The organism is Micromonospora sp. CNZ303 (assembly GCF_004345505.1).
The window spans coordinates 164,794-191,098 of sequence record NZ_SLVT01000005.1 but is presented as its reverse complement, the minus strand read 5'-3'; the positions used below and the strand labels follow the sequence as shown (position 1 = coordinate 191,098).

The 26,305-nt window shown below is 73.6% G+C and carries 17 protein-coding genes and 1 pseudogene; 3 read left to right on the top strand and 15 right to left on the bottom strand.

The window, feature by feature from the left end; translation table 11 throughout:
- Positions 1 to 47 precede the first annotated feature (47 nt).
- Positions 48 to 1,388 carry a type 2 periplasmic-binding domain-containing protein gene (locus tag EV374_RS11145; protein WP_207914044.1) on the bottom strand — a complete coding sequence of 447 codons (1,341 nt, stop codon included), beginning with the start codon at positions 1,386 to 1,388 and terminating at the stop codon, positions 48 to 50.
- Here EV374_RS11145 and EV374_RS11140 point away from each other — a divergent pair.
- The gene (locus EV374_RS11140) at positions 1,387 to 4,137 is read left to right on the top strand and encodes a glycoside hydrolase family 38 N-terminal domain-containing protein (protein ID WP_486485697.1); all 2,751 of its coding nucleotides are present in this window, start codon (positions 1,387 to 1,389) and stop codon (positions 4,135 to 4,137) included. The two genes, EV374_RS11145 and EV374_RS11140, sit on opposite strands and share 2 nt — an antisense overlap.
- Positions 4,138 to 4,207: 70 nt before the next feature.
- Here the strand turns inward: EV374_RS11140 and EV374_RS11135 are convergent, their stop codons facing one another.
- A complete protein-coding gene (locus EV374_RS11135) occupies positions 4,208 to 7,261 on the bottom strand; it encodes a glycoside hydrolase family 38 N-terminal domain-containing protein (protein ID WP_132234272.1) in 3,054 nt (1,017 codons plus the stop codon).
- 237 nt (positions 7,262 to 7,498) lie between these two features.
- On the opposite strand from EV374_RS11135, the gene EV374_RS11130 reads away from it, so the two are divergent.
- Entirely contained in the window at positions 7,499 to 9,433 is a 1,935-nt protein-coding gene (locus tag EV374_RS11130; RefSeq protein ID WP_207914036.1) for a YyaL domain-containing protein, read from the top strand.
- 58 nt (positions 9,434 to 9,491) lie between these two features.
- Here the strand turns inward: EV374_RS11130 and EV374_RS11125 are convergent, their stop codons facing one another.
- From EV374_RS11125 to EV374_RS11105, 6 genes and pseudogenes are all read right to left on the bottom strand, one after another.
- On the bottom strand, positions 9,492 to 12,308 hold the full coding sequence (locus EV374_RS11125) for an alpha-mannosidase (RefSeq protein ID WP_207914034.1): 2,817 nt from the start codon (positions 12,306 to 12,308) through the stop codon (positions 9,492 to 9,494).
- The gene (locus EV374_RS11120) at positions 12,305 to 12,886 is read right to left on the bottom strand and encodes an SIS domain-containing protein (protein WP_132234268.1); all 582 of its coding nucleotides are present in this window, start codon (positions 12,884 to 12,886) and stop codon (positions 12,305 to 12,307) included. Before EV374_RS11120 ends, EV374_RS11125 begins: the two co-directional genes overlap by 4 nt.
- Positions 12,879 to 13,919 carry an ROK family protein gene (locus EV374_RS11115; RefSeq protein ID WP_132234266.1) on the bottom strand — a complete coding sequence of 347 codons (1,041 nt, stop codon included), beginning with the start codon at positions 13,917 to 13,919 and terminating at the stop codon, positions 12,879 to 12,881. The genes EV374_RS11120 and EV374_RS11115 overlap by 8 nt, the downstream gene beginning before the upstream one ends.
- 263 nt (positions 13,920 to 14,182) lie before the next feature.
- Positions 14,183 to 15,049, bottom strand: a complete 867-nt coding sequence (locus EV374_RS11110) for a substrate-binding domain-containing protein (RefSeq protein WP_207914097.1) — start codon at positions 15,047 to 15,049, stop codon at positions 14,183 to 14,185.
- 9 nt (positions 15,050 to 15,058) lie between these two features.
- Positions 15,059 to 15,229: pseudogene (locus EV374_RS32920) on the bottom strand (LacI family DNA-binding transcriptional regulator); the annotation flags it as partial.
- A 22-nt stretch (positions 15,230 to 15,251) separates the two neighbouring features.
- On the bottom strand, positions 15,252 to 17,150 hold the full coding sequence (locus EV374_RS11105; protein ID WP_132234262.1) for an MBL fold metallo-hydrolase: 1,899 nt from the start codon (positions 17,148 to 17,150) through the stop codon (positions 15,252 to 15,254).
- A gap of 103 nt (positions 17,151 to 17,253) precedes the next feature.
- Here EV374_RS11105 and EV374_RS11100 point away from each other — a divergent pair, with 103 nt between their 5' ends.
- On the top strand, positions 17,254 to 19,347 hold the full coding sequence (locus EV374_RS11100; RefSeq protein ID WP_132234260.1) for a protein O-GlcNAcase: 2,094 nt from the start codon (positions 17,254 to 17,256) through the stop codon (positions 19,345 to 19,347).
- Here EV374_RS11100 and EV374_RS32915 read toward each other — a convergent pair.
- The 7 genes from EV374_RS32915 to EV374_RS11070 form a co-directional block, all read right to left on the bottom strand.
- Positions 19,303 to 19,566, bottom strand: coding sequence for an FAD-dependent oxidoreductase (locus EV374_RS32915; RefSeq protein ID WP_207914031.1), 264 nt, complete (start codon positions 19,564 to 19,566; stop codon positions 19,303 to 19,305). The genes EV374_RS11100 and EV374_RS32915 overlap by 45 nt on opposite strands.
- Before the next feature lie 6 nt (positions 19,567 to 19,572).
- Entirely contained in the window at positions 19,573 to 19,767 is a 195-nt protein-coding gene (locus EV374_RS32910) for a hypothetical protein (RefSeq protein ID WP_207914024.1), read from the bottom strand.
- Positions 19,764 to 21,605: an alpha-amylase family protein gene (locus EV374_RS11090; protein ID WP_132234258.1), complete on the bottom strand. Its 1,842-nt coding sequence runs from the start codon at positions 21,603 to 21,605 to the stop codon at positions 19,764 to 19,766. The genes EV374_RS32910 and EV374_RS11090 overlap by 4 nt, the downstream gene beginning before the upstream one ends.
- 69 nt (positions 21,606 to 21,674) lie before the next feature.
- A complete protein-coding gene (locus tag EV374_RS11085) occupies positions 21,675 to 23,069 on the bottom strand; it encodes a GH1 family beta-glucosidase (protein WP_132234256.1) in 1,395 nt (464 codons plus the stop codon).
- A 28-nt stretch (positions 23,070 to 23,097) separates the two neighbouring features.
- Entirely contained in the window at positions 23,098 to 23,796 is a 699-nt protein-coding gene (locus EV374_RS11080; protein ID WP_132234254.1) for an aspartate/glutamate racemase family protein, read from the bottom strand.
- Positions 23,781 to 24,686: a beta/alpha barrel domain-containing protein gene (locus EV374_RS11075; RefSeq protein ID WP_132234252.1), complete on the bottom strand. Its 906-nt coding sequence runs from the start codon at positions 24,684 to 24,686 to the stop codon at positions 23,781 to 23,783. Before EV374_RS11075 ends, EV374_RS11080 begins: the two co-directional genes overlap by 16 nt.
- Positions 24,683 to 26,248 carry an FGGY family carbohydrate kinase gene (locus tag EV374_RS11070; RefSeq protein ID WP_165947755.1) on the bottom strand — a complete coding sequence of 522 codons (1,566 nt, stop codon included), beginning with the start codon at positions 26,246 to 26,248 and terminating at the stop codon, positions 24,683 to 24,685. The genes EV374_RS11075 and EV374_RS11070 overlap by 4 nt, the downstream gene beginning before the upstream one ends.
- Between the last annotated feature and the right edge of the window lie 57 nt (positions 26,249 to 26,305).

Below are 26,305 nucleotides of genomic sequence, written 5' to 3'. Positions count from 1 at the left end.
CCGCGCCATGCGAGGCCCGCCACGCCCACGAGGAACGTTGCTGGCGGTCAGCCGCCGGTAACGGTCTTGTACGCGTTCATCGATGCCGTCTGGGCGTCGGCGAGCGCCTGCTGGGCGGGCTTGCTGCCGAGCAGGGTCGCGGTGACGGCGTTCAGCAGTTCCTGCTTGATCTGCTGGCCGGCCGGCGACGCTCCCACGCTCTTGCCGGCGTCCGCGACCTCGTAGTAGGTGCTGATCACCTGGTCGAAGCCGGCGTCACCGCTGGGCTTGACGTACTTCTCCCGAATGGCCTTGTCGGACACCGGCGACCCGGTGAACAGGCCGGTGTTGATGGACTTCTTCTCCTCCACCGTCTTGGCCCGCGCCTCGGCGGCGGCGTTCCAGGAGCCCTCCTCGGTCAGCGCGAGCGCCCACTTGCAGGCGGCCGAGGGGTTCTTGGCCTGGGCGGGGATCACGAACGAGGTGCCGCCGGCCTGGGTGACCGGGTTGCCGTCCTTGCCCTTGAACGGCACGGCGCCCAGCTTGATCTTGTCCTTGTACGGCGAGAGGACGTTGGGGTACCACTGGGCGTCCACCTCCGCCCCGACCTGGTTCTGGACGAACTGGTTCTTCTCGCCGAACATGTCGAACGAGTCGGTGAAGCTCTTGTACTTGGCGAACCCGCCCTGCGCGTCCACGATCTTCTTGAGCAGTTCGAGCGCGGCCACGTTGTTCGGGTCGTCCAGGGTGGGCTTGCCGTCCGCGTCGGCGAGCTTGCCGCCCATGCCGACGAGCCAGAGGTTGATCTGGCCGGTCGCCTGCGGGTTGAACCCGAGGGTCGTCGGCACGCCACCGTTGGCCTTGTACATCTTCGCGACGGCGGTCAGCAGCTTGTCGGGGTTCGACGTGTCGATGTCGGCGTCCTGCACGCCCGCCGCGTCCATGGCCTTCTTGTTCAGGATGATCGCCGCCGGCTGGTAGAACTGCGGCACCGCCCACATCTGGCCCTTGTACGTGACGTCGTTGGCCACCGCCGGGTACCAGCGGTCCTTGGTGACCTTGTTGACCTCCAGGCACTTGTCGAGCGGCTGGATGAGGCCCTGGGCGGCGTAGGTGAGGACCAGCTCACGGTCCATCTGCACCACGTCGGGAACGTTGCCGCTGGCCTGGCGGGTGGTGAACTTCTGCGCGTCGAAGCCCGTCTGGTCCATCTCGATCTTGACGCCGTCGAGCTGCTTGGCCGCGTACTCGATCCGGGCCTTGCCGACGTCGTCGGCGTTGTTGAAGCCCCAGGCGCTCAAGGTCCCGGTGGGCTTGGCGTCGAAGTTCGCGGCCTCGCCGCCGCTGTCGCCTTCGGACGATCCACAGGCGGCGGTCGCGACAAGTGCGGCGGCGACGCCTGCGGCCATGAAGGCAGCTCGCCTTTTCCTCATCTGGGTCCCTTCGACGGCGTGCGGGGCCGGCGGGACCGGCCCTAAAGAGGCTGAAGTCAGCATGGAATCCGTACCAGGCGGGACCGTAGCCGAACGTGAGACCGGACACAAGTGGGGAATGTTTCCATTTGGTGTCGGCCCAGGTCAGAGGCGAAGCTGGGGTTGCCAGAAGGGCCAAAGTGGAGTTGGATCCGGTGTGACAACGATGCCACAATCGGGGGCCAGAGTGCCGACCATCAGCCAGATCCTCCTTGTCGGACATACCCACCACGACGTGGGCTACACCAACAGCCCGCGGCTGCTGGACGAGCAACACCGACGCGTCGTCGCCGAGGTGCTGCGGCTCTGCGAGGTGGACCCGGAACCCGGCCCGGCCCAGTTCCGCTGGACGTTCGAGGTGGCCCGGCCGGTGCTGCGCCACCTTGCCGAGACCGGCGAAGCCGGGGCGGCGCGACTACGGCGTCTCGTGCGCGAGGGCCGGATCGCCGTGACGGGTGGCTACCTCAACATGACCCAGTTGCCGTCCGATGCGGAGTTCGGGGCGGCGTACGACGCGGTCCAGGTGCTCCGGGCCGCCGGGCTGCCGGTGCGCACCGAACAGCACGGCGACGTCAACGGCATCGCCTGGGGCACCGTCGAGGCGATGCGCCGGGCGGGAATCTCCCGGCTCGTGATGGCGCTCAACCCCGACCACGGCCGGGCACCGTACGAGCAGCCGACCGGGTTCTGGTGGGAGGGGCCCAGCGGCCAGCGGGTGTTCGTGTGGCTGTCCACGCACTACGGCATCGGCGAGGAGTGGGGGATCGTCGACGGCGACGTGGTCGCCGCGCAACGCCACATCGCGGCCTTCGTCGAGCGGCTGGCGGCGCGCCCGGACTACCCGTACGACGTCGCGGTGGTCCACGCGGCGAACGACAACCGCTGGCCGACGCCGTTGTTCCTCGACGTGGTGCGGCACTGGAACGCCGTGCCGGGCAACCCGCCGATGCGCACCGCGACCATCGACGAGGCCCTCGACCTGCTGGAGCCACAGGCCGGCCGGGCGGACGTGCCGGTCGTACGCGGCGAGTGGTCGGACTGGTGGTCGCACGGCCACGGCTCCACGGCCCGGGAGGTGGCCGTCTACCGGGAGGCCCGGTCGTTCGCCCGGGCGGCCCAGACGAGTCTCGGGCTGACCCTGCTCAGGGGGGACGGCGAACCGGCGCTCGCCCACGTGCTCGGCTACCGGCGCGGGCCGACCCGGCTGCGCGACGAACCCGAGGTGGTCGCCGATCTGGCCAGGGTGGACGAGGACCTGCTGCTGTTCGGCGAGCACACCTGGGGCTCCTGGGAGACGTACTCCAAGCCGCACTCCACCTTCAGCCACTCGCACTGGAACGCCAAGGCCGGATTCGCCTACCAGGCGTACGACCTCGCGCGTGACCTGGCCGTCGAGGGGATGTTCCGGCTCGCGGCGAGCGGCGTGGACCCGGCCGGCGCGGCGCCCGTGCCGGCCGCTGGCGACGGGATCCTCGTGGTCAACCCGACCGAGCGGGACCGGACCGAGCCCGTCGAGGTCGAGCTGGACACCACCCGCCGGGCGCGGCTGGTCGCCCGGGCGCCGGCCTTCGGTGTGGCACTGCTGCCGACGCCCGGAGCGCCGACGGCGCGGACCGGCCGGGAGATCGCCAAGGGGCCGTACCGGGTGGTGGTCGATCCGGCGCGCGGCGGCGTGGTGTCCCTGGTCGACCGGCGCGACGGCCGGGAGCTGGTGGACCCCGCCGTGCCGCACGGGCTCGGCGCCGTGGTGATCGAGAGGATCCCCACCGGCTGCGACCATCCGATGGTGGTGCGCTCGCCCAAGGACTTCCATCCGGACTTCCCGGGACCGGACTTCGAGCGGCTGGTCGCCCGGGGCGAGGACGAACCGGCGATCGCCGAGTCGGCCGAGCTGGCCACCATCACGTGGCGGGTCACCCCGGTGAATCTCCCGGCGGCCACCGTGACGCTCACGCTCTACCGCGACGCCGACGTCGTGGACCTCGACGTGCACCTGGTCAAGCCCGCGCGGCTGGAACCGGAGAGCATCTTCGTGGCGTTCCCGTTCGCGGTGCCCGACCCGGAGTTCCTGCTGGAGACCGCCGGCGCGGTGTACACGGCCGGGACGGAACAGCTCCCGGACACCAGCAGGGACTGGCACTCGGTCCAGCACGCGGTCGGCGTGACCAACCGTGACCACGGCATCCTGTGGGGCAGCTTCGACGCGCCGCTCGTGCAGGTGGGCGGCTTCCACACCGGGCGGTGGGCGCGGACCCTCGCGGTGGCCGGTGGGCAGGTGAACAGCTGGCTGATGAACAACCTGCACTTCACCAACTTCCAGGCGAGCCAGGACGGCACCCGGCGGTACCGCTACCGGTTCGCCGCGCGCTCCGGCCCGGTGACCCGCGAGCAGGTCCGGGTGTACGGCCGGAACCTGCTGGAGCCGTTGCAGGCGCGGCGGTACGCGGGGCCGGTCGGTGTGGCGGGCGGCAGCGGGCTCCGGGTGGAACCGGCGGACCGCCTGCTCGCCGAGGTCCGGCCGGCCGGCGATCAGACGGTGCGGGTACGGCTGCGCAACATCGGCGCCGAACCGGTGGCGGCCACCGTCGAGTGGGCCGGCCCGGGGGTGACCGGCGGTGGTCCGGTGACCGTCGCCGGCCACGGGATCGCCGACGTGACGCTGCGCCGCGCCGAACCGCCGTCCTGACCCCGGAGACCGGGCGTGATCCTCGCTGACGGACTCAGCGAAGATCACGCCCGGGTGTGACCACGCTCTCTCAGGCCCGCGCCGGCGTCAGCCGGAGCGTCACCACCTGGAACGGCGTCAGGGCGAGGTCGACGGCCTCGCCCCCGACCGTGACCGGGGCCAGCGCGGCGACCGATTCGTCCGCCCGCTCCAGCAGGTCGACCACCCGGGCCCCGGCGAGGGCGAACGAGGCGCTCAGGCGGACACGGGCGCGTCCGCCGAGCGACTCGTACAGCCGGACGATCACGTCGCCGGAGCGGTCGTCGGCCAGCTTCACCGCCTCCACCACGACGGCCGGGTCGCTGACCTCGATCAGCGGATCCACCGGGTGCCCGCCGGTACGGCGGCGGACCGGCAGGTTGGCCCGGTAGCCCTCGCGTACCGCGTCCTCGATCTCCGCCCCGCAGACCAGCGCATAGCCGAAGCGGTGCGCGCCCCGGTCGGTGTCCGGGTCGGGGTAGCGGGGGCCGCGCAGCAGGGACAGCCGTACGGTGGTCGGCTGCGCGCCCTGCGCGTCACCGGGCGGCCGGCGCGTCACGTCGTGGCCGTACGTGCCGTCGTTGACCAGCGCCACGCCGTATCCCGGTTCGCCGACGTGCAGCCACCGGTGCGCGCAGATCTCGAAGCGCGCAGCGTCCCACGAGGTGTTGGTGTGGGTGGGCCGCTGGAGGTGCCCGAACTGGATCTCCGAGCTGGAGTGCGGGGCCTGGACGTCGACGGGGAAGGCCACCTTGAGGAAGGTCTCCCGCTCGTGCCAGTCCACCTCGGTCTCGAACCGCAGCACCCGCTCCCCGGCGGCGAGGGAGACCGTCTGCACGTACGCGGAGTTCCGGTCGTTGCGGCTGATCCGCACGCGCACGCACCGGGGATCGTCGGCCTGGACGGTCAGCTCGGTGACCTCGGTGAGGTCGTGGCGCCGGTTGCGGTAGAACTCGTCGACGTCCCAGGCGTCGAACTTGTTCGGCAGGTCCGGGTGCAGTTGCAGCACGTTGGCAGAGGCACCGGCCGGCAGCACCTCCCGGTCGGCCACCAGGTCGCGGATGGCCGCGACGGTCCCGTCGGCGGCGATGCGCACCCGGAGCAGACCGTTGTCCAGCACCGTGCCGTCCGGGCCCGTCCGCACCGACACCTGCCGGGCGCCGCCGTCGGGCCCGGCACCGTCCACGCGGGTCGTCGCGACCCCGAGCGCCGGCACGCCGGGCCGCGCGTGCGGCGCGGCGTTGGCGACCAGCGGCACCGACCCCGGGCCGGTGAGCGCCGCGAGCGCCGCGTCGATCAGCGTCTCCAGCCGGTCGGCCAGTCTCGCGTACGTCTGCCGGGCCTCGCGGTGCACCCAGGCGATCGAGCTGCCCGGCAGGATGTCGTGGAACTGGAGCAGCAGGGTCTCCTGCCAGACGGCGTCCAGCTCGTCGTACGGGTACTCGTGGCCGGTCCGCGACGCCGCGGTGGCGCACCACAGCTCGGCCTCGCGCAGCAGGTGCTCGGTGTGCCGGTTGCCGCGCTTCATCGCCGACTGGCTGGTGTACGTGCCCCGGTGGTACTCGAGGTACATCTCGCCGTTCCACACGGGCGCGTCCGGGTACTCGTGCTCCGCCTCGGCGAAGAACTCGGCCGGGGTGCGGATGGCCAGCCGGGGCGAGCCTTCGAGGTCGGCGACCCGGCGGGCGATCTCCAACATCTCCCGGGTGGGCCCACCGCCGCCGTTGCCGTAGCCGAACGGCAGCAGCGACACGGTGGAGCGCCCGTGCTCGGTGAAGTTGGCCACCCCGAACGCCAGCTCGCGCCCGCTCAGCTCCGAGCTGTACGTCTCGGCCGGCGGGAAGTGGGTGAAGACCCGGCTCCCGTCGATGCCCTCCCACCAGAAGGTGTGGTGCGGGAAGCGGTTGGTCTGGTTCCAGGACATCTTCTGGCTGAGGAACCAGCGGAAGCCGGCGAGGCGGGCGAGCTGCGGCAGGGATCCGGAGTAGCCGAACGAGTCCGGCAGCCAGACCTCGCGTGGTTCGATGCCGAACTCGGCGGCGAAGAACCGCTTGCCCTGGGTGAACTGGCGCACCAGGGCCTCGCCGCCCGGCATGTTGGTGTCGGACTCCACCCACATGCCGCCGACCGGCAGGAACTGCCCGCTGGTCACCTTCTCCGCCACGCGGCGGTACACCTGCGGGTGGTGCTCGCGCAGCCAGGCGTACTGCTGGGCGGAGGAGCAGGCGAAGACGAGTTCGGGATATTCGTCGGCGAGCGCCACGACGTTCGAGAAGGTGCGCGAGCACTTGCGGATCGTCTCGCGTACCGGCCAGAGCCAGGCCGAGTCGATGTGGGCGTGGCCGACGGCGGTGACCCGGTGGGCGCTCGACGCCGCCGGGGAGGCGAGGACGCCGGCCAGCCGTTTGCGGGCGGCGGGCGCGCTGCCGGTGAGGTCGCCGAGGTCCAGCTCGTCGAGCATCAGCTCCAGGGCGCGACGGATCTCGTGGTGCCGCGGGTCGGTCACGGCCAGCTCCAGGGCGAGCTGGTGCAGCACCTGTACGTCCAGGACGAGCGCGTACACCTCCTCGTCCCGCAGCGCCAGTTCCGCCCGGTCGAGCCGGTAGAGCGGCGTGTCGGGGGCGGCCTCCCGGTCACCGAGCTGCGTGACGGTGCCGTCGAAGCGTGGGTTCGCCGCGGCCTCGACGTACACCTCGACCTGCTCGCCGCCGGTCGCCTCCCGCGCCACCGGCACGTACGCCGTGCGTGGCTCGATGCCCTTGATCGGCGTGCCGTCCGGCGTGTACGCGAGGCCCTCCGAGCGGAAGCCGGGCCCGGCCCGCTCGAAGCCGAGATCGACGATCAGTTCGACCCGCCCGCCGCGTATCCGCTCGGGCACCTCGCCGGTGAACCGGAACCAGGTGGTGCTCCAGGCGGGGCCCCAGAACTGGCCCACGGCGAACGGCGCGTAGGGCAGCGCCAGCCCGACGTCGGCGGGCACCGGCTCGCCGGGCAGGTGGGCTGCCTCGACGGTCACGGGTTCGACGTCGCGGTAGATCGCGGGGATCAACCGTTCGCGCAGAACCCGGTCGATCCGTTGGGTCAGGCTGGACAGAGAGCGATGCATCGGGAAGCTCCCGGGGGAGTGAGCGGCGGGCCGCTTGTGGGAACGAATCCAGAGACGCAACCACACGGTTTTTGCTTGTGTCAATGCGTTCCGTCCGTTCGATCCCTGGCCCAGTAGGGGTACTTCCGCTATCTTGGCGGGTCAATAGTGGTATCGATCCCATAGCCGAAGGATGTGCACGTCACGGTGACCGGTCCCCTGCCAGCTGCGGTCGCAGCCCCCACGCCACTGTGCAACGTGGCCGGTGAGACGGTCGGCTCGGCGCCCGGGACGGTCGACGTCGTCTGGGCCGACGGCCGTGCCGAGCCGGCCGCCGACGGGCCGTTCACGGCCACCCTCGACTGGGCGCCGCCGTCGGCCACCGGGCGACGCAACGTCCGGCTGACCGTCGAGTACCGGGGCGACGCGGTGGTGGACGCGGGGATCCGGTACCGGGTCGACCTCGTCGCCGACCCCGACGCGCCGTGGTGGTTGCTGCCCGGCGCGTTCTACGGCGAGAACCGGCCGGCGGAGTGCCTGCGGGCGTATCCCCGGTTCGCGGTCGGCGGTGCCGAGCACGCCCGCATGGTGAGCGACCACTGGGAGTTTCGGGCCGACCGGGCGGCCACCCCGGCGGTCTTCGGCTGGGCCGGCGGGGGCGGCGTCGCCCTGGTCGCCGACGAGACCACCGCCCTCGGCATGACCGGGCTGGGGTTCGGGCACGACGCCGAGCGGGGCCGCGGGCACCTGCACCTGACGTTTCCGTTCCGGGAGGCGCCGGTCAGCTACGACGGTTCCGCGACACCGAGGCCCGCCGAGGTCAGCACGTACACCTGGCGTCCGGGCGAGCGGGTGGAACTGGACCTCGCCGTCTACGCGCTGGACCGGGACCGGCACGGCTACGCGGCCGTGCTGCGCGAGGAACACGCCCGCCTGGCCCCGGCCGCGCCGCTGCGCCCCTGGGTCGACGTCACGCAGGCCGGCGCGCTGGCCGCCGAGGGGTTGCGCCGGTGGCACTACGCCGAGCCCGGCGTCCTGCTGGAGACGGTCGCGTTCGACCGGGGCATCAGCGGCCAGGACGGGCTGCCCGTGGACCGGCAGGCCATGCACGTGGGCTGGGTCAGCGGCATCCCGTGGGCGTACGCCCTGCTGGCCCACGGCCGGCGGGTCGGCGCGACGGCCGACGTCGCGGCCGCGGAACGGGTCATCGACTTCTGCTGCGCCGAGCTGTCCCCGTCCGGCACCTTCTGGGGCGTCTGGTACCGCCACCGGGGCTGGTCGCAGAGCTGGTCACCGGTGCCGCACACGCTGCACTCGCGGACCCTCGCCGAGGCGACACAGTTCCTCGTCCGGGCCCTGGAGCTCGACGGCGCCCCGGGCGGCTCGCGGCCGGCGTGGGTCCACGCGGTCCGCTCCAACCTCGACGCGGTCGTCGCCCGGCAACGGCCGGACGGCAACCTCGGCTCGACCCATCACGCGCTGACCGGCGAGGTGCTCTCCTGGACCGGCTGCGCGGGACTGGCCTGGGTGGGCGCGCTGGCCGAGGCCACCCGCTGGGACGGGCCGGACGGTGCCGGGGGCGGGTACCTGGCCGCCGCCGTCCGGGCCGGGGAGTACTACGCGCCGTTCGTGGAGAGCGAGTTCCTGCACGGTGCGCCGGAGGACGTGGACCTGGCCCCCACCTCGGAGGACGGCTACGTCGCCGTGATGGCGTACCTGGCGCTGTACCGCCGCACCGCCGAGCGGCGCTGGCTGGACCTCGCCCGCCGCGCCGCCGACTGGACGCTGACCTTCCGGTACACGTACAACACCACGTTTCCGGCCGGCACCCTGCTGCACACCTACCGCTTCGCGACCCGGGGGGCCGACAACGCCTCGCCCTCCAACCAGCACCTGCACGCGTACGGGCTGATCTGCACGGCCGAGTTCGCGGAACTCTCCGCCGCCTGCGGCGACCCGCACTACGTCGAGCGCGCGCGCGAGGCGCTGGCCTGTTTCCGCCAGTTCGTCGCGCGCTTCGACGGCGACTTCAACGCCTACCGGGGGATGGTGAGCGAGCGGTACTACCAGACCGCCTGCTTCCAGCCGAAGGGCATGCTGCTGACGCTGTCGCACGCGTGGAGCGTGGGGGTGCTGCTGCTCGGCTGCGAGCAGGCGCTGGCCGACCCCACCCTCCTGGCCCCGCCCCGCTGAGCCGCCCCGGACGCGCAGCGGGGGGCGGGTCAGCGGCGGAACGGTCCCGCGCCGGGGCTCAGCCGCCCTCGCGGCGGCGTTGGTTCGGGGCCAGCCGCTCGGCCGGCATCGTCGCGTCGGAGGACTCGTGGTCGGGCTCGGTGCTGCGCCGCCCGCCCGGTGCCGCCGGGACCGCCGACTCCGCGACCGACCCGGGCGACGCCTCGGCGAGGTCCCACTCGATGAGGTCGACCTCCCGGACGGCGCCCCCGTCGACCGGCACCCGGAAGGTGCGGAGCTGGCTGGGGCCGAAGTCGGCCTCGATGACCCGTCCGAGCACCGGCAGCTCGATCCGGGCCCGGGCGGGCCGGCCGGTGGTCTCCACCGCCCGGACGATCAGGTCCGGGGTGTCGCCGCCGTCCTCGTGGCCCTTCACGGCGGTCACCATCACCTGGTCACCGCCGTCGGACAGGTAGCTCTGCCGGGCGGGCAGCGGGCCCCGGTGGAAGCTCTCCAGCATGGCCCGGACCGGCCCGCCCAGCTCGGCCGCCCGCCGGAACAGGCCGGCCTGCCGCCAGTCGCCCCCGTGCGGCACGAGCAGGTAGCGGAAGGACTGGATCCCCTGGTCCTGGTACGAGTAGAAGCCGTCCGGATCGAGCTGGCGCGGATCGTGCCAGGAGTAGACGGGACTGCGGACGGCCGTGATGCCGATGCTCGGGGTGTCCCCGTCGGGATCGCCGGGCGAGACGTCGTACCCGTGCTTGGCGTTGTTGACCACCGCGAGCCCGGCGGGCCGGCCGCCCACGGTGCCGCTGACGTCCACCCACGACTGTGCGGGGTTCTCCCCGCCGTCGACCGGCTGCCCGATGGACCCGAACGGGATCTCGTAGGTGGCGACCGGGTCGCTCACGGCCGTCGGGAAGCAGAGCTTGAGCAGGTGGGCCTGCTCCCGCCAGTCGAGGGTCACCCGGACCTCGACGTGGTCGTCGCGGTGCCCGAGGACGAACTCCTCCACCATCGTGGAACGGTTCCATGCCCGCTCCACCCGCAGCCGGGCGCGCAGCGGCCCCGCCTCGCGCAGGGTGACGCGGCTGGTCCGCATGGGCGCCCCGGGCCACCGGTACGAGACGACCCGGTGGCCCCACGTGTCCGTCGGGTCCTGGCAGATCTGGGTGTGCTCGCCCCGGGCGCCGGACAGCAGGTCCACCCCGGTCCGCTTGTCGAGCAGCCCGCGCAGCCATCCGGTCTCCGGGTCGACCTCCACCCGGAGCAGGTCGTTCTCCAGGACCGTGTCGGTGGCCCGCAGGTTGCCCGCGGGCCGCTCACCCATCGGCGTGTCCGTCGGCGCGGCGCCGGACCGCAGCCGGTAGAGCCGGTAGCCCAGTGGCGGCAGCACCGCCTCGAACACCGTCGCCCCGCGTCCCTTGTCGTCGGTGGTGGCCACCGACTGGGTCCGCTGGGCGAGCGTCACGCGGTCGTCGGCGTCGACCACGTGCACCCCCGTGGGCTGGGCGCCGTACTGGAGTTCCACCTGCGCCGTCACCGGCCACGGATGGGGATTGAAGACCAGGACGGGCTGGGTGCCCTCGACCAGTGGGATGTCGACGTGCCGGGCGATCACGTTGTGCGTACGCGTGATGATCCGCTTGGCGACCGCCACCGCCTCGCCGAGCTGGTCGCGGGCGTCGTCGTACGCGCTCTCGATCGCGGAGCCGGGCAGGACGTCGTGGAACTGGTTGAACAGGATCTGCCGCCAGGCCCGGCCGAGGTCGTCGGTGGGGTAGTGCAGCCCGAACAGCGTCGAGCCGAGCACCGCCCACCGCTCCGCGGACAGGATCGCGGCCTGCGCGCGGCGCTGCCAGAGCTTGATCCCGGAATGCGCCGAGTAGCAGCCCGGGGCGTGCATCTGCAGGTCGTCCCGCCAGACCGGCAGCTTCGCCAGCCCTTCGTCGCCCTGGTTCCTGGTGAACTCGTCGAAGTAGCGGGCCGGCGAGGAGATGACCATCCGGCCGAACGAGCCCATCCGGTCGTAGCGGTGGATGGACTCGATGTTGGCCCGGGTGGGCCCGCCGCCGTGGTTCCCGACACCGAAGTAGATCATCATGTCGCCCAGGCCGTGGTCGAGCACGCCGAGCGACTTGTCGGTCTGCCCCGCCACGTCACCGGGTGGGCTGCAGTACTCGAACGGGATCCGGTAGGCGAGCACGCGGGAACCGTCGGGCGACTCCCACCAGAAGGCGGTGCCGGTGAGACTGGACTCGTGCGGGCCGGGCCGCAGGAAGCAGTACGCGTGCATGCCCTGCCCGCGCAGGATCTGCGGCAGCATGCCGTGGTGCCCGAACGGGTCGACGTTCATGCCGACCGTGGCGGTGACCCCGAACTTCTCCTTGAGGTAGCGCTGGCCGTACAGGCCCTGCCGGACGAACGACTCGCCCGAGGGCATGTTGCAGTCCGGCTCCACCCACCAGCCGCCGACCATCTGCCAGCGGCCCTCGGCGACCCGTTGCCGGATCCGGGCGAACAGTTCGGGGTCGGACTCCTCCACCCAGCTCAGCAGCACCACCTGGTTGCAGGTGAACACGAAGTCCGGATACTCCTCCATCCGGTGGATCGCCGACCAGAAGGTGGCCCGGGTCTCCTGGTAGCCCTCCTGCCACGGCCACAGCCAGACCGGATCGAGGTGGGCGTTGCCGATCATGTGCAGGGTGCGTTGCGGCGTCGCCGCCGGACGGCGCGCGGGATGCAGGCCGGGCGGCTGGTCGCCGGAGGGGGCGTTGGCGACCGGCGCCGCCGGGCGTCCGGTGGTGGCCTCCGCCGCCGTGCGCTGCCGGGGCGGTTCCGTTGGCGGTGGCGGGGTCGCGGTGGTGGTGTCGTCGCGGTGGTCGGGCGCGGTCACGCCGTGGGCTCCTCGCCGGCGGCCCACGCGTCGACCATCTCGCTGATCACGTGCAACATCAGGGTGTGCATCTCCTGGATCCGCTGGGTGCTCTTGCTGGGCACCAGCAGGGCGTGGTCGGCGTGGATCCGGGCCGGACCGCCGTCGCCGCCGGCGAACAGCACGGTCGTGGCGCCGCCGGCCTGCCCGGCGGCGAGGGCCGCCACGACGTTGGGGGACCGCCCCGAGGTGGTGAAGGCGATGACCACGTCGTCCGGGCGGGCGAGCGCGCGCACCTGCCGGGAGAAGACGTCCTCGTACGAGTAGTCGTTGGCGATGCAGGTCATCACGCTGGCGTCGGTGCTCAGGGTCACCGCGGGCAGTGGCCTGCGGTCGCGTTTGTAGTGGCCGATGAGTTCGCCGGCGAGGTGCTGGGCGTCCGCGGCGCTGCCGCCGTTGCCGAGGGTGTAGACGACGCCGCCGCGGGCGAGCCGGTCGCAGACGAGGCTGCCCACCGTACGGATGTCGTCGGCCAGCGTGGTGGTCGCCTCGGCGACGGCCACGTGCTCGTCCAGTTGGGTCGTCAGCCAGTCAGACATGGGCTCGCTCCACTCGCAGGTTCCGGGTCAGCCCGCCGGCCAGAGCGGCCTCGGCGAGCAGGTCGTGGCCGATGGCTCCGGCGCCCACCACGCAGACCAGGTCGCCGAGTTCGGCCAGGGCTATGCGGGCGGCGCGGGCGGCCGGCGCCATGGCCTCCCGCGCCACGAGGGCGCGGACCGGGTCGATCAGCATGGCTCCGGCCCGGGTGACGCCGCCGCCCAGCACCACCATGTCGGGTTCGAACACGTTCACGAGGTCGGTGACCGCCGCGCCGAGCAGGTCGACGGTCTCGGTCCACACCCGCACGGCCAGCGGGTCGCCAGCGGCGGCCGCCGCCGAGACGTCCGCGGCGGTCACCGTGGGCAGCGCCGACATCGACGAGGCCGCGCCACCGGCCAGGGCCTCGTGGGCGCGCTGGGCGATCGACGTGCCGGAGGCGTACGCCTCGACGCAGCCTCGTCGTCCGCAGCCGCATCGCCGTCCGCCCCGGTGCACGGTCAGGTGCCCGAACTCCCCGCCGTTGCCCGCGGCGCCGCGGTACGGGGTGCCGTTGATGACGGCGCCGCCGCCGACTCCGGTCGAGACGGTCAGGTAGAGCATGGTGGTGGTGCCCCGGCCGGCGCCGAACCGGTATTCGGCGATGGCGCCGACGGTCGCGTCGTTCTGCAGCGCGAACGGCACCCCGAAGGCGTCCGCCGCGAGCGGCCCGATGGGCACGTCGGTCCAGCCGGGAAGGTGTGGTGGGGACAGCAGCCTGCCGGATGGCCCGTCCAGCGGCCCGCCGCAGGCGATGCCCACGGCCTGGACGGGACCGACGTCGGCGAGTTCGACGGCGCGGTGGCCCATGTCGAAGAGCCGTCGTGTCACGACGCGCCAGCCGTCCTCCCGGCGGGTGGGCTCCACCACCAGGCCGTGGCTGGAGCCGTCGGCCGTCACGACGCCCACGGCCAGCTTCGTGCCGCCGATGTCGAGGGCCAGAACCGGCCCCGGACTGCCGGCGGGCGCCAAGGCGAACGGGTCAGGGTCGGTCATGGGAGTCCTCTCGGTCCGCCCCGGGGGGTGGCGCAGCGGGATGCCCGCGGGGTCCCCCGGGGCGGCCGTCGGAAGGCCGGCGGTCTATGGGATCGATCCCAGGCAGAGCCTATGAGTGAGCCCGGACATCGTCAAGGGAGGGCAACCGGGTGGTGCTGCGGCGCGTGGCGGGGTGCGGCGGCGCGTCTCCGCCGCCCAGTCCGGGGGGGACCGGAGCGGCCGTGCGCGCCGGTGCGGTCGGGCCAGCGCGTCGCTGCGGTCGGTCAGCGCGTGCGGGGCGGGGCCGTCGAGCCGCGGGAGGTGATCGTGGCCGAGAGCAGCACGGTGCGCACGGGCGCCTGCGGCGACTGGATGCGCTCGAAGAGTTGGGAGACGGCGGCCTCGCCGAGGGCAACCGGATCCTGCGCCACGGCGGTCACGCCGGGTTGGACCAGGCTCATCCAGGAGACGTCGTCGAACGACACAAGGCTGAGCTGGTCGGGGATGGTGAGGTTGAGTTCGGTCGCGGCCCGCCACACGGCCTCGGCCAGGACGTTGTTGGCGGCGAATACGGCGGTCGGCGGCTCCGGCCGGCTGAGCAGCTTGTGCGCCTCGATCCGGGCGGCGTCCACGTCCCATCCGGCACTGACCACCAGCGAGTCGTCGAACGGCACGCCGGCCGCCGCGAACGCCGCCCGGTAGCCGGCGAGGCGGTCCCGGCCGGTGGTCCAGTGCATCTCGTCGATCACCATCGCGATGCGCCGGTGGCCGAGTTCCAGCAGTTGCGAGGTGACCTGCCGGGCGGCGCTGCCGTTGTCGACCATGACGGCGTCGCAGGCGCCCAGCGAGAACTGGCGGTCCACCTCCACCACCGGGATCCGCTGCCGCGCCAGGTAGGTGCTGATCTCTGCCGACACGGGAGTGACGATGACCCCGGCCACCCGCAGGGCCACGAACGCCTCGGCCGCCTCCGCCTCGACCTCCGGGGAGCCGCCGTCGTCGGCCAGCATCATCGTGTACTGCCGCTTGCGGGCCTGCTGGCCGATGCCTGCCGCGAGGCCGGCGTAGAACGGGTTGTTCAGATCCGACACCAGCACACCGATCGACTGGCTGGCCTGCTGCCGCAGGTGCCGGGCGGTCGCGTCGGCCACATAGCCGAGCCTGCCGGCGACCTCCCGGACCCGATCCCGCACGGCCGGTGCGACGTAACCGCGCCCGGTCAACGCGCGGGAGGCGGTCGACCGGGACACCCCCGCCGTCTCGGCGACCTCCCTGATGGTAGGCCGACGTGCCGGAGGAAACCCGTCGGGCACTGTCAGCCCACTCTTCATTCGGCCACCCGTCCCGCTTCCGTCACGTCGACCCAGCTTCTGTCACGTCCACCAGTGCCTCCGCGTGCTGGCCCAGGTGGAGATCGCCGATGCTCACATCGGCGGCCATCCGGGCCCGTCGTCGCGCCGGCCCTGTCATCGTCACCTCGACCTCTATCTCTCCCCGCCCGAGCGGGGGCAACGAGATCGCCGCGACGTCCGGCACAGCGACCCAGCCTACCGGCAGCACAAGACATACCACGGCTTTCTCGACGGAGGGGCGTGGGTTGCTCACGCTGACGACGAAGCGGGCGACCGTGCCAGTCTGCGCCCGCGAGTAGTACGGCGCAATTCGGGCGAGTACGCCGTCCGCGACCACCTCGCCCTGGTCCAGCGGCAGCAGGTCCTGGTGGATCCGGACGAGTTCGTCGCCCGCCTCGGTCAACAGCTCCAGGTAGTCGTCGGTGACCCAGCGCGGCGCCCAGTGCCCGGAGACCATCAGCCCCGGGCCGACCCGACGGAACAGGGCGGCGCTTGCCTGGTAGTCGCCGATGCGGAAGCGGTTGCGGTACTGGTAGTTCAGCACCTCCCGGGGGCCGCCCCGCACTCCCGAGCCGACCTGCTGGTCGCTGGTCACCAGCACGGTCACCCCGTCCACCACGAACTCGTACGCCGCCGCGTAGAGGGTGTGGCCGGGCAGTTCGTGGACCATGATCTCGTACTCGTGCCAGGTGAAGCTCGCACCCAGCGGGAGCCGCCGGTCCACCGGGATCGGGTCGTACCAGACGCACGGCAGGTCCTGGACCATGGGCGCCTCGAGGATCCCGGCCACGTTCTCCGGCGCCCAGATCTCGGTGCCCGCCACGTCCCGCAACAGGTTCATCCCGGCCACGTGGTCGTCGTGGTAGTGGGTCGGCAGGGCCACCTCGATCGACGTGACACCGTGGTTGCGCCGCAGCGCTGGCAGGGAGGCCAGCCAGGGGCGGCGCGACGCCCGGTCGGTGCCCGAGGGCAGGCCGGTGGTCATGTCGTAGCCGTAGTCGATCACGAGTGCCGCGCCCGTCTCCGACAGCAGGACGTAGCTGCACGAGTTGCTGGTCCGGTTCAGCAGCAGGTGCTCGGTGAGCGCGGTGAACGGGTTGTCCAGGCGGTCCCGCAGGTCCCAGGGGTACGGACGGCGCGAGTCGACGTACTGGCCCATCCGGGTGGCGAGCAGGCCCAGGGCCGCCTCGGGATCGTCCATCGGCTCGCCATGCGAGGGCAGCAGCAGGTCGAGGTCGCGCTCCATGAGCTGGTAGCAGCTCAGCACCGTCATCGCAGGGCCCTCGTTGTCGGTGTACGACCACTGCGTGGCGGCCAGCGACCAGACCTTTCCGGGGGCGTAGAGCAGGTCGCCGGTGAACGCGAGGCGACGGCCGTCGCGCTCGACGAGGTAGGTCACCGACCCGGTGGTGTGTCCGGGCGTGGGCACCACCTCGACGGTGGTTCCGGCGTACGTGCGGCGCCGGTACTCGGGCACCACGTCGTGCACCGGTACCGACTCCAACAGCGAGAACCTGTCCTGCCGCAGGTTGTAGTCGTTGTGGAGGGTGCGCGCCTGCCACATCCCCTCCACGTCGGCGAACAGGTCCCGCTCGACCGGCGGCACGTGGATCCGGATGCCCGCGGCCACCGCCAGTGGCAGGCCCTGCCCCTGGTCGCGGTGATGGTGGGTCATCAGGACGTCGGTGATCCGGTCGATCCCCATCTCGGCCAGGTGATCCAGCGCGAGACCGGAGCCGAAGTCGATGGCGAAGGCGGTGCGTGGGGCCGAGGTGCCGTCCCGGCCGGTCACGCCGTCCGGTCCCTCCGACCCTTCCGGCGAGCGCACCACGTAGACGTTGCAGATGTCCCTTACCCGGAAGATGCCGGGCGCAATCTCCGATACGCGCGACGCGGTCATGTGCGGCATGGTATCGATCCCATAGGCCCTGGGGAAGATTCAATATTCGCACCACCAGAAGCGTTGGTTCATAAGGGAAGGACCTACTGATAACGTTCCCAGAATGTCGGCTCCCATCCCCTCCCCGGCTGGTCAACCACCCCCCGTCCTGTCCACCCGCGGCACCGTCGAGGGCTTCTACGGCCCGCCCTGGTCGCACGCCGAGCGCATGGCGCACCTGGAGTTCTCCGCCCGCGTCGGCCTGAACGCGTACGTCTACGCCCCGAAGAACGACCCCTACCACCGGGCCCGCTGGCGGCACCGGTACCCGGCACCCGACCTCGCCCGGCTCGCCGAGCTGGCGGAGACCGCCCGTACGCTGGGCATCCGCTTCACGTACGCGATCAGCCCCGGCCTGTCCATGCGCTTCGCCGAGGAGGTGGACTACCAGGCGCTCGCCGCGAAGGCCGCCCAGTTGCACGACGCCGGGGTGGACTCGTTCGCCCTGTTCTTCGACGACGTGCCGGCCGAACTGACCCGGCCCGAGGAAGTGGACCGGTGGCCCGGCGCCGGGGCGGCCGGCGCCGCGCACGGCGAGACGTGCACCCGGTTCGTGGCGGAGTTCCTCACGCCCCGTGGCATCCGGGAGCCGCTGCTGGTCTGCCCCACGGACTACGCCGGGGTCGAGGAGACCGCGTACCGACGGCGGTTCGCCGCCACCGCCCCGGCGGACGTCGTGGTGGCCTGGACCGGGCACGACATCGTGGTGGGCGAGGTGAGCCGGTCGGACATCGACAGGGCCGCCGCCAGCTACCGCCGCCGCCTGATGCTGTGGGACAACTTCCCGGTCAACGACTTCGAGCCGAGCCGGCTCTTCCTCGGGCCGCTCACCGGGCGCACCACCGAGCTGGCCGGCTCGCCGCTGGCCGGGGTGCTCGCCAACCCGATGATCCAGGCCGTGCCGTCGCGGATCCCGTTGATGTCGGTGGCCGACTGGGCCCGCGACCCGGACCGTTACGACCCGGCGGCGTCGGGTCGGCGGGCGTTGGAGGCGGTGGCCGGGGCCGGAGCGGAGCACCTGGCGCCGCTGGTCGGAGCGTGCGGCTCCTGGCCGCCGAGCGCCGAACCGGACGCCGAACTGGCCCGCGCGGTGGCCGACACCCTCGCCGGGCGGCCGGGCGCCGCCGGGGTGCTGACCGGGCGTCTCACCGTGCTGGCCCGGGCGTGCCGCGCGGCGGCCGAGCCGGAGCTCCTGGTGGCGGCCCTGCGACCGTGGCTCGTCGCGGGCGCCGACATGGCAGCGGCCGGACTGGCGGCCGCCCGCCTGCTGGACACCGCGACCGCCGACGCGGTCGAGGAGACCCGGCGGGCCCTCGCGCGGGCCGAGAGCCACTACGCCGACGTCCTGCGCGCGGTCATCCCGCCGTTCGTGCGGGAGGTGTTGGACCGCACCGGCCAGGAGGATTTGGGACCGGCCGGACCGGCGGAGCGGGACGCGGCCGCTCGCGCCGATGGTCGGCCGGTGGCGCTGCTGGTCACCGGCGAGCGCCGCACCGCCGGGGACGAGGCCGTCGCCGCGCTGCTCGGCGGGCGGGGGTACGCGGTGTGCCGGCAGCACGCGCCGGGCCCCGACGAGGTCGCGGCGGCGGCGCTCGTCGTCGTCACCCGGGGCGCCGACGGACCGGCGATCGAGGCGGTCGCCCACGCCGGCGCACCGCTGCTGGCCTGGCACGGCCTCGTCCCGCTCGGGCTCGCCCGGCACAGCGAGGTGCTGCTCGCCCGCGACCGGGTGCGGATCGTGGACCCGGCCGACCCCGCCGCCGCCGGGCTCGACGACGTGGTGTCGGTCTACCGGGGACCGGCCAAGCTGACGGTCGCCGAGGTCGGGCCGGACGCGCAGGTCGTGGCGCTGGTCCTGGACGAGAACCGCCCGGCCCTGTTCCGCTACCCGCGAGGTGCCCGACTGGCGGACGGGACCGTCGCGCCCGCGCCGCGGGTCGGCGTGTTCCTGGGCGCCGACGGCCTGGCGCCGTGGCTGATGACCGCCGAGGGCAGGACGCTGGTCGTGGCCGCGCTGGACGCCTGCGCGGCCCGGGGCCGTCCCGCGCCCGCCGCGGGGGAGCGGCCGGACGCGGTCACGACGGGCCCGGCAGCCAACCGGCAGCGCGGGACGTCACAGCCCGAGGACCTGCCCCGCGTCCCGGAGGTGTCGCTGTAGCAGCCGGGTGTCCACCGACTGCACGGGTCGGCCGTCGCGCAGCGCGAGCGTTGCGGCCAACCCGGCGACGTGCCCCAGCATCTGGTACTGCACCTCCATCCGGATCGACGAGAACGCCACGTGCGAGGCGGAGACGCAGACCGGGACGATGAGGTTCAGGCAGTCGGCGTAGCGGGGGACCCGCGCGCGGTACGGGATCGGGTACGGCGGCGCGGGCACCGACAGCTAACCCTCGGTGAACACCATGGCCACCGGCCGGGGATGCTCGGGCACCCACCGCCAGGTCCGCTGCACCTCCCGGACGTCCAGGTGGTACGAGCCGAGGGCGACGACGTCGGCGCCCGCGTCCGCGGCCGCGACGGCCGCGCACACGCCGGCCGAGGTGGCGGCGTACACGACCACCTCGGCCGGCGTGCTCATCCGACCTCCAGTGGTCGGCGGGCGGTCGCCGCCGGAGCGCCGCCGGCCGCTTCCCGCCCGGCCCGGTAGTCCCGCCAGGTGCGGGCCACCAGGGCGAGGTCGTCCCCGGTCAGCTCCTCGGCGGAGCGGTCGACGCGTTCGGCGTAGTAGAGGGCCGGCACGCCGAGCCGGCGCTGCGCCTCGACGTACGCGCGCCACTCCGCCCGGTCCGCGATCGGCCACTGGTCGGTGTCGACGAGATGGTCGGGCATCGTCGCCGCGACCACGGCGTGCCGGAAGGCGAGCTGGTCGACGGCCGGGACGACCCCGCCGACGGGGTCGCGTTCGAGGATGTCGTTGAGCCGGATCATGTCGCAGACGTCGCCGAAGCCGGGATGCGGCGTGTGGGTGACGACGAGAGCGTCCGGCTTGACCGCCTTCGCTGCCCGGTACAGCGTCTCCAGCATCCGGTGCAGCGCGGCGATCCCCCACGGGGCGTCGGCCGGGGCTCCCGGTCGCCGCAACCCCCGACCGGTCGGCGCGCGCTGGGTAAAGTCGATCTTGAAGCCGTCCGCGTTCAGGCCGTCCGGACCGAGCAGCCCGGTCACGATCGCGGCCAGCCGGTCGAGGTACGCGGGGCTGCCCGGGTCGACGGCGACCGGCCGCCCGCCCGGGTCGGTCACGCACTCCGCCGCCGGCAGGCCGGTCGGGTCCCACGCCTTCCACCACAGCAGCACCCGCTGGCCGGCGGCGTGCCGCTGGTCGATCCAGGACCGCAGGTCGGGCCAGCGGGCCGGGTCCGGCTCGGCCGTGCCGTACGCCAGCTGCCAGCGGTCGTCGATCACCACCGTGCCCGGGACGACGCCGTGTTCCGCGAGCCGGCCGAGCCAGCCGTCGTAGCGGTCCTGACGGGCCAGGTCGAAGGCGACCGGCAGGCCGTCGGGCACCAGCGCCGGCCCGAGCTCCGACAGGTGGTACGGGTACGACATGGGCTGGCCCGGGATGGGCGCGGCGGCGCACTGCGCGCCCCAGCCGCAGAAGATCGGCTCGGTCCACCAGCCGGCCCGGGGCATGGCCGCGGCGGCGGGCGCGAAGCCGCGCTCCACCAGGTCCGCCCGGTACGTCGCCAGGCCCTGCCACGGGTCGGCCGCCGGCCGGAGCACGACGGTGGGGCTCTCGAACGACCCGTCGACGCACGTGTGCCCGTCGTAGTCGAGCTCCAGCAGGAAACCGCCGTCCAGCGGGACGTACCTCAACTCGGTGAAGCGCAGGTCGGCGACGTGGCCCAGCACTCCCGCGGTGAGCCAGCCACCGTCGGGGACGTGGGTGGCGTGCCGGGCGGTCTCCCTCCCGAACGCCAGCAACAGCGGCGGCGGGGAGAAGACGGCGTGCAGCCGTCCGGCCGAGGCGTCACCGACGACCCCGAGGGCGGCGGCGGTGGAGGCCGGCCGCACCACCTGGACCGGCTCGGTGGGGGTGGGGTTGAACACCGAGGCGAAGTCGGTCGAGGAACGGAAGGTGCCGCACGCCCCGCTCGGCAGGACCGCCCGGCCGCCCAGCAGCCGGACGTCGCCGAGCGTGCCGGAGCCGGTGACGCTGACCGACGCCTCGATCCGGTCGGCGAAGCAGCGGAGCCGGACCGACTTGGCCGTCCACGCGGTGCTCCGGCAGGCCAGTTCCACCTCGACGACGTCCTCGCCGTCGTACCGCCCGGCGGAGACCACCGGCTCGTCGAAGTCGTACGACTCGTCCGCCAGGTCGACCCGGTCCACCGAGGCCAGCAGGCTCAGCCGGGACCAGATCCGGCCGTCCGCGTCGGCCAGGACGGCGAGCCGCTGCGGCGCGCGTACCTGCAACACGTAGCCGGCAGCCGTGACGGTGTGGGTGCCGGGCCCAGAGGTGAGCTTGATGGGAGTTCTCCTTCGATGTCAGCCGAACGGCGGCACGGTGGGGCGGGTGTCGGGAAGCTGGCCGGTGGCGGCGATGCGGGCGTACACCCTGCCGGAGTCCTTCACGGTCAGCCGGCCGGAGGGGTAGTCCACGTGCACCAGGCCGAACCGGGGGCGGTAGCCCAGCGCCCACTCGAAGTTGTCCAGCAGCGACCAGTGCAGGTAGCCCACCACCTCCGCGCCCGCGTCGACGGCCGCACGCACCGCCCGCAGGTGGCCGAGCAGGAAGTCGATGCGCCGCTGGTCGTGCACCAGTCCGTCGTGGGTGGGGGTGTCGCCGTACACCGCTCCGTTCTCCGTGATCATCAGAGGGACCCCGGGGTGGTCGTGGTGCAACCGGATCAGCAGGTTGCGCAGGCTGTCCGGGGCCACCTCCCAGCCCTCGTCGGTGCGGGTCACGTCACCGGAGGGCCCCACCACCCGCCACGGGAAGGGACGCCCGGGGCCCGGCTGCGCCGCGGCCATGACCCGGCGGGTGTAGTAGTTGACGCCCAGGAAGTCACTGCGGCCACCGATCAGCTCGGCGTCGCCTGGCCGGATGATGTCGTCGAGGCCGCCACCCAGGGCCCGTTCGTAGTGCGCCCACATGTCCGCCGGGTAGCCGTCGCCGAGCAGCGGGTCGAGGTACCACCGGTTCACGTAGCCGTCCGAGCCCCGGGCGGCGGCGAGGTCGGCCGGGTCGTCGCTGGCCGGGTCGCACGGGAACAGACTCAGCGCGCAGCCGACCCGCGCCTGTGGCGTGCGGGCGTGGATCACGTCGGCGCCCGCGCCGTGCCCGAGCAGGACGTGGTGACCGGCCGCGACCGACGCGCGCAGGTCCCGGACGCCGGGGGCGTGCAGGCCGAGCTGGTAGCCCAGCAGCGCGATGATCCACGGCTCGTTCTGGGTGATCCACCAGTGCACCCGGTCGCCGAGCCGGTCGGCCACCGCCGCCGCGAACTCGGTGAACGCGTCCACACTGGAGCGGCCCACCCAGCCGCCGTCGGCCATCAGCGCCTCCGGCATGTCCCAGTGGTTGAGCGTGAGGACCGGCGTCACGTCGCGGGCGAGCAGCGCGTCGACGAACCGCTCGTAGTGGTCCAGGCCGCGCGGCTCGACCCGGCCGCGACCCTGCGGCAGGATCCGGGACCAGGAGACCGAGAACCGGTACGCGCCCAGGCCGAGCCCGGCGACCAGCTCCACGTCGCGGTCCCACCGTCGGTACGAGTCGCAGGCCCGCGAGCCGTCGCCGCCGCCCTCGATGGTGCCCGGGCGCGCGGCGAAGGTGTCCCACACCGAGGGCCCCCGCCCGTCGGCGTCGAGGCTGCCCTCGATCTGGTACGCGGAGGTCGCCGCGCCCCAGAGGAAGCCGGGCGGGAAGCGGTGTGTCGTCATCGGCCACTTCCTCGAAGGTGCTGCCGGATCAGTCCGGCCGGTCGGACAGGACACGCAACAGCGCGGCCACGCCGCCGTGCGGCGAGCTGAGCACCGGTACCGCGACGTCGGCCAGCGCGGCGGCGCGGGCCATGGATGCCTGGGCCAGCACGATCACGTCCGCGCCGGCCGCGGCGTGGACGACGGCCGCCGCGACGAGGCTGTCCACGCGTTCCCGGTCGCCGCGATCCTGCGCCTCGGCGGCGTCCGCCACCAGTTCAGCGGTCACCTCCACGGGCCGGCCGGCGCCGCGGGTCGCCCGCTCGACGAGCCGTCCGGTCGGCCCGAGCGTGGACGGAAGGGTGGCGAGCACGCGGACGCGTCCACGTGCCCCGGGGGCGGCGGCGACGGCGACCGCCTCGTCGGCCATCGCCGCGTCCACCCGTACGACCGGAACGCGCACCAGCCCGGCCGCCGCCTCCGCCGCCTCGCCGATGGAGGAGCAGGTGACCAGGACGGCGTCGACCCCGACCGACTCCAGGTGGCGCAGGTGCGCGAGCACGGTGTCCCGGACGGCCGGCGTGACGCCCTCGCGGCGTGCGGTGTCCAGCAGCCAGGCGTCGGCGACGTGGATCCGGCGGGGCGTCGCGGTCGAGGCGCGCAGCAGGTCGTCGAACGTCGCGGCCAGCGCGGGAACGGTGTGCAACAGGCCGACCGTGCCCGGGCCGGCGGTCACGCCTTCCGCCACGGCGTCGCCTCCCGGTCGACCACCTCGACGAGCCGTTCGAGGCGGGGCACAGATATCTCGGCCAGTGCCCGGTCCACGTCGGGGCGGCCCACCACGTCGCTCCACAGCGCCCGGCCGGCGAGGAAGCCGCTGGCACCGCCCTGGCACGCGGCCCGTACCGCGTCAAGGAAGTCGTCGCGGTGAACGCCCTGGGACAGCACCACCCAGGGGCCGGTCACGGCGGAGCCGAGGTCCTCGCATGCCCGCCGGAGCTCGTCCGTCGTGCCCCGGCCCTGCCGCGGCACCTGCGCCTTGTAGAGGCTGGGACGCAGCGGGGAGAGTTCCCGGGCCGCCTCGAGGATCGACGCGTCCTGGTCCCACCGGCCGCCGGACAGTTCCTCGGGGGTGGCCCGGACCACCGGCTCCAGCACCGAGAGCACGTCGCGCTCCGCCGCCAGGCCGATGAACCGCCGGGCCAGTTCGACGCGCTGCTCGCGGTGCGCGTCGCGGCGCCAGAGCAGCAACAGCTTGATCGCCCGTACGCCGGTGAGGTCGAACCCCGGCGCGGCGACCACCTCGTCGAGCCGGGTGTCCTCGACCGGTTGGCCGGGCTCCTGGTCGAGGGCGTCGGCGGCGAGGATCAGCCCGCACCCGGCGGGCAGCAGCCCGTCGCGGCGGATCTCATCGAGGCCGGTCGTCCGGTCGATGAGGAAGCCGGAGGCCAGCGGGCCGAGCGCGCGGGCCACCGCGGTCTTGAAGGCGACCATCCCGTCGTGGTCCGGCCGGCCGGCGCCCGCCTCGGCGAACATCGTGCGCAGGCTCTCCCTCTGGTCCATCGCCACCATCGCGAACCCGCCCGCCGGCCGCGCGATGGCGTCCAGGGTGGGCGCCGCGCTTCCCGATCCCGTCATCTGACCTCTTCTCCTCGCGAATCGTCGTCAGCCGCCTCGGCATCGGTCGCGGCCGTCACGAACCTGGCGAACGGCTCGTCGTAGTCCCGTCCGGCGCCCGTGACCGCCGGTCCTGGCTGCCGGGCCAGCGCGGGGGCCCCCGGCCCGGTCCGGTGCGCCCGGACGGCGGCGACGATCGCCGCGCCCGCGGCCACCGGCTGCGCCGCCGGCACCACCCGCAGCTCGGCGGGGAGGACGTGGGCCTTGACCCGGACCCACGCGGGGTTGGCCGCGCCGGCCCCACCCAAGAGGGTCACCGCTGCGTCGGCGGGCCCGCCGGCGAGCCGGGCCTGCTCGTGCAGCATCCACCGGGTCTGCAGGCACAGCCCTTCGAACATCGCGCGGGCCAGCTCGGCCGGTGTGTGCGTGGGGCGCCGCCCGAGGATCCGCAGCCGGGCCCGCGGGTCGGGCGCCGGGGCCTGCCGCCCGGACAGGTACGGCAGGACGATCACGTCGGTGGGCCGGTCGCCGCGGCCGAGCACCTGGGCGGACAGCTCGGCAGCCGGGACGCCGCCCGACTCGTGGGCCAGCCACCAGGCGATGGTGGCTCCGGCGCTCGACGAGCCGGCGAGGATCGCCCGGTGCCGGCCGGCCACCGGGACGACCGTGCTCATGCCGGCCCGGGCCACGGCCACCGGGTCAGGACAGCCGGCGACGACGGAGAGCACCGCCTCGGCCGTACCGAGCGAGTTCGCCACGTCGCCCGGCTCCCGCACCCCGCAGGCGTACGCGCCGACGGCGTGGTCGTGGCCCGCCACCACCACCGGTGTCCCGGCCCGCAGCCCGGCGTCCACGAAGGCCGATTCCCGGACGGTGGCGGCGGACGTGTCCGGCGGCACGACGGTCGGCAGCTGCTCCGGTCGCAGGCCCACCTCCGCCAGCAGGTCGGTGTCGAAGGCCTCCGGCACCGGCTGACCGGGTCGGGGCAGCCGGTACGCCATGGTCCGCCCGGCCAGCGTGTGGTCGGTCGTCAGGTGGCCGGTGAGCAGCAGGCAGACGAGGTCCGCCGCGCCCGCCCAGGACGCCATGGCCCGCCACTCGTCCGGCCGGTTGGCCCGCAGCCACGCCCAGGTGGCCAGCGGAACCTTGGCGCTGGGTCGTACCCCCGTCGCCGCGACGAGGTGCGCCCAGCCGAGCCGGCGGGACAGCTCGTCGGCCTCGGTCCCGGCCCGGTGGCCGTCCCAGCGCAGCCAGGAACCGATTGGCGTTCCGGTGGCGTCGAGCGGCACGCCGGTCTCGGCCATCGAGGCGATGCCCACGGCGTCCGGCGCCGGCGACCCGTGCAGCACCTGGCGGAGCAGGCCGACCAGCACGCGCCGCAGGGAGTCGGGCGGAGGAGTGGGGGCGGTGGCGACGGCGCGTACCCGGACGGCGGAGCCGTCGATCGCCACGAGGGCCACCTTGGTGTTGGTGGTCCCCACGTCGATGCCCACGCTCAGGCAGGCACCGTCCGAGGGGCCGCCACGCGGCGCCTCCGGCGGGTCGGCCTCGGCCGTGTCGGTAGGACGCGTGGCGCCATTCACGGGGCCATTCTGTTCGGTTCCGAACGAACGGGTCAAGGTCGATGTTCGGCGATTGAC

Excerpts from the sequence above, each read along its gene's own strand:
- EV374_RS11140 (WP_486485697.1), top strand. The coding sequence starts at position 1,387 with ATGAAGGCAGCTCGCCTTTTCCTCATCTGGGTCCCTTCGACGGCGTGC.
- EV374_RS11145 (WP_207914044.1), bottom strand. The coding sequence starts at position 1,388 with ATGGCCGCAGGCGTCGCCGCCGCACTTGTCGCGACCGCCGCCTGTGGA.
- EV374_RS11135 (WP_132234272.1), bottom strand. The coding sequence starts at position 7,261 with ATGCATCGCTCTCTGTCCAGCCTGACCCAACGGATCGACCGGGTTCTG.
- EV374_RS11120 (WP_132234268.1), bottom strand. The coding sequence starts at position 12,886 with ATGTCTGACTGGCTGACGACCCAACTGGACGAGCACGTGGCCGTCGCC.
- EV374_RS11115 (WP_132234266.1), bottom strand. The coding sequence starts at position 13,919 with ATGACCGACCCTGACCCGTTCGCCTTGGCGCCCGCCGGCAGTCCGGGG.
- EV374_RS11105 (WP_132234262.1), bottom strand. The coding sequence starts at position 17,150 with ATGACCGCGTCGCGCGTATCGGAGATTGCGCCCGGCATCTTCCGGGTA.
- EV374_RS11100 (WP_132234260.1), top strand. The coding sequence starts at position 17,254 with ATGTCGGCTCCCATCCCCTCCCCGGCTGGTCAACCACCCCCCGTCCTG.
- EV374_RS32910 (WP_207914024.1), bottom strand. The coding sequence starts at position 19,767 with ATGAGCACGCCGGCCGAGGTGGTCGTGTACGCCGCCACCTCGGCCGGC.
- EV374_RS11085 (WP_132234256.1), bottom strand. The coding sequence starts at position 23,069 with ATGACGACACACCGCTTCCCGCCCGGCTTCCTCTGGGGCGCGGCGACC.
- EV374_RS11075 (WP_132234252.1), bottom strand. The coding sequence starts at position 24,686 with ATGACGGGATCGGGAAGCGCGGCGCCCACCCTGGACGCCATCGCGCGG.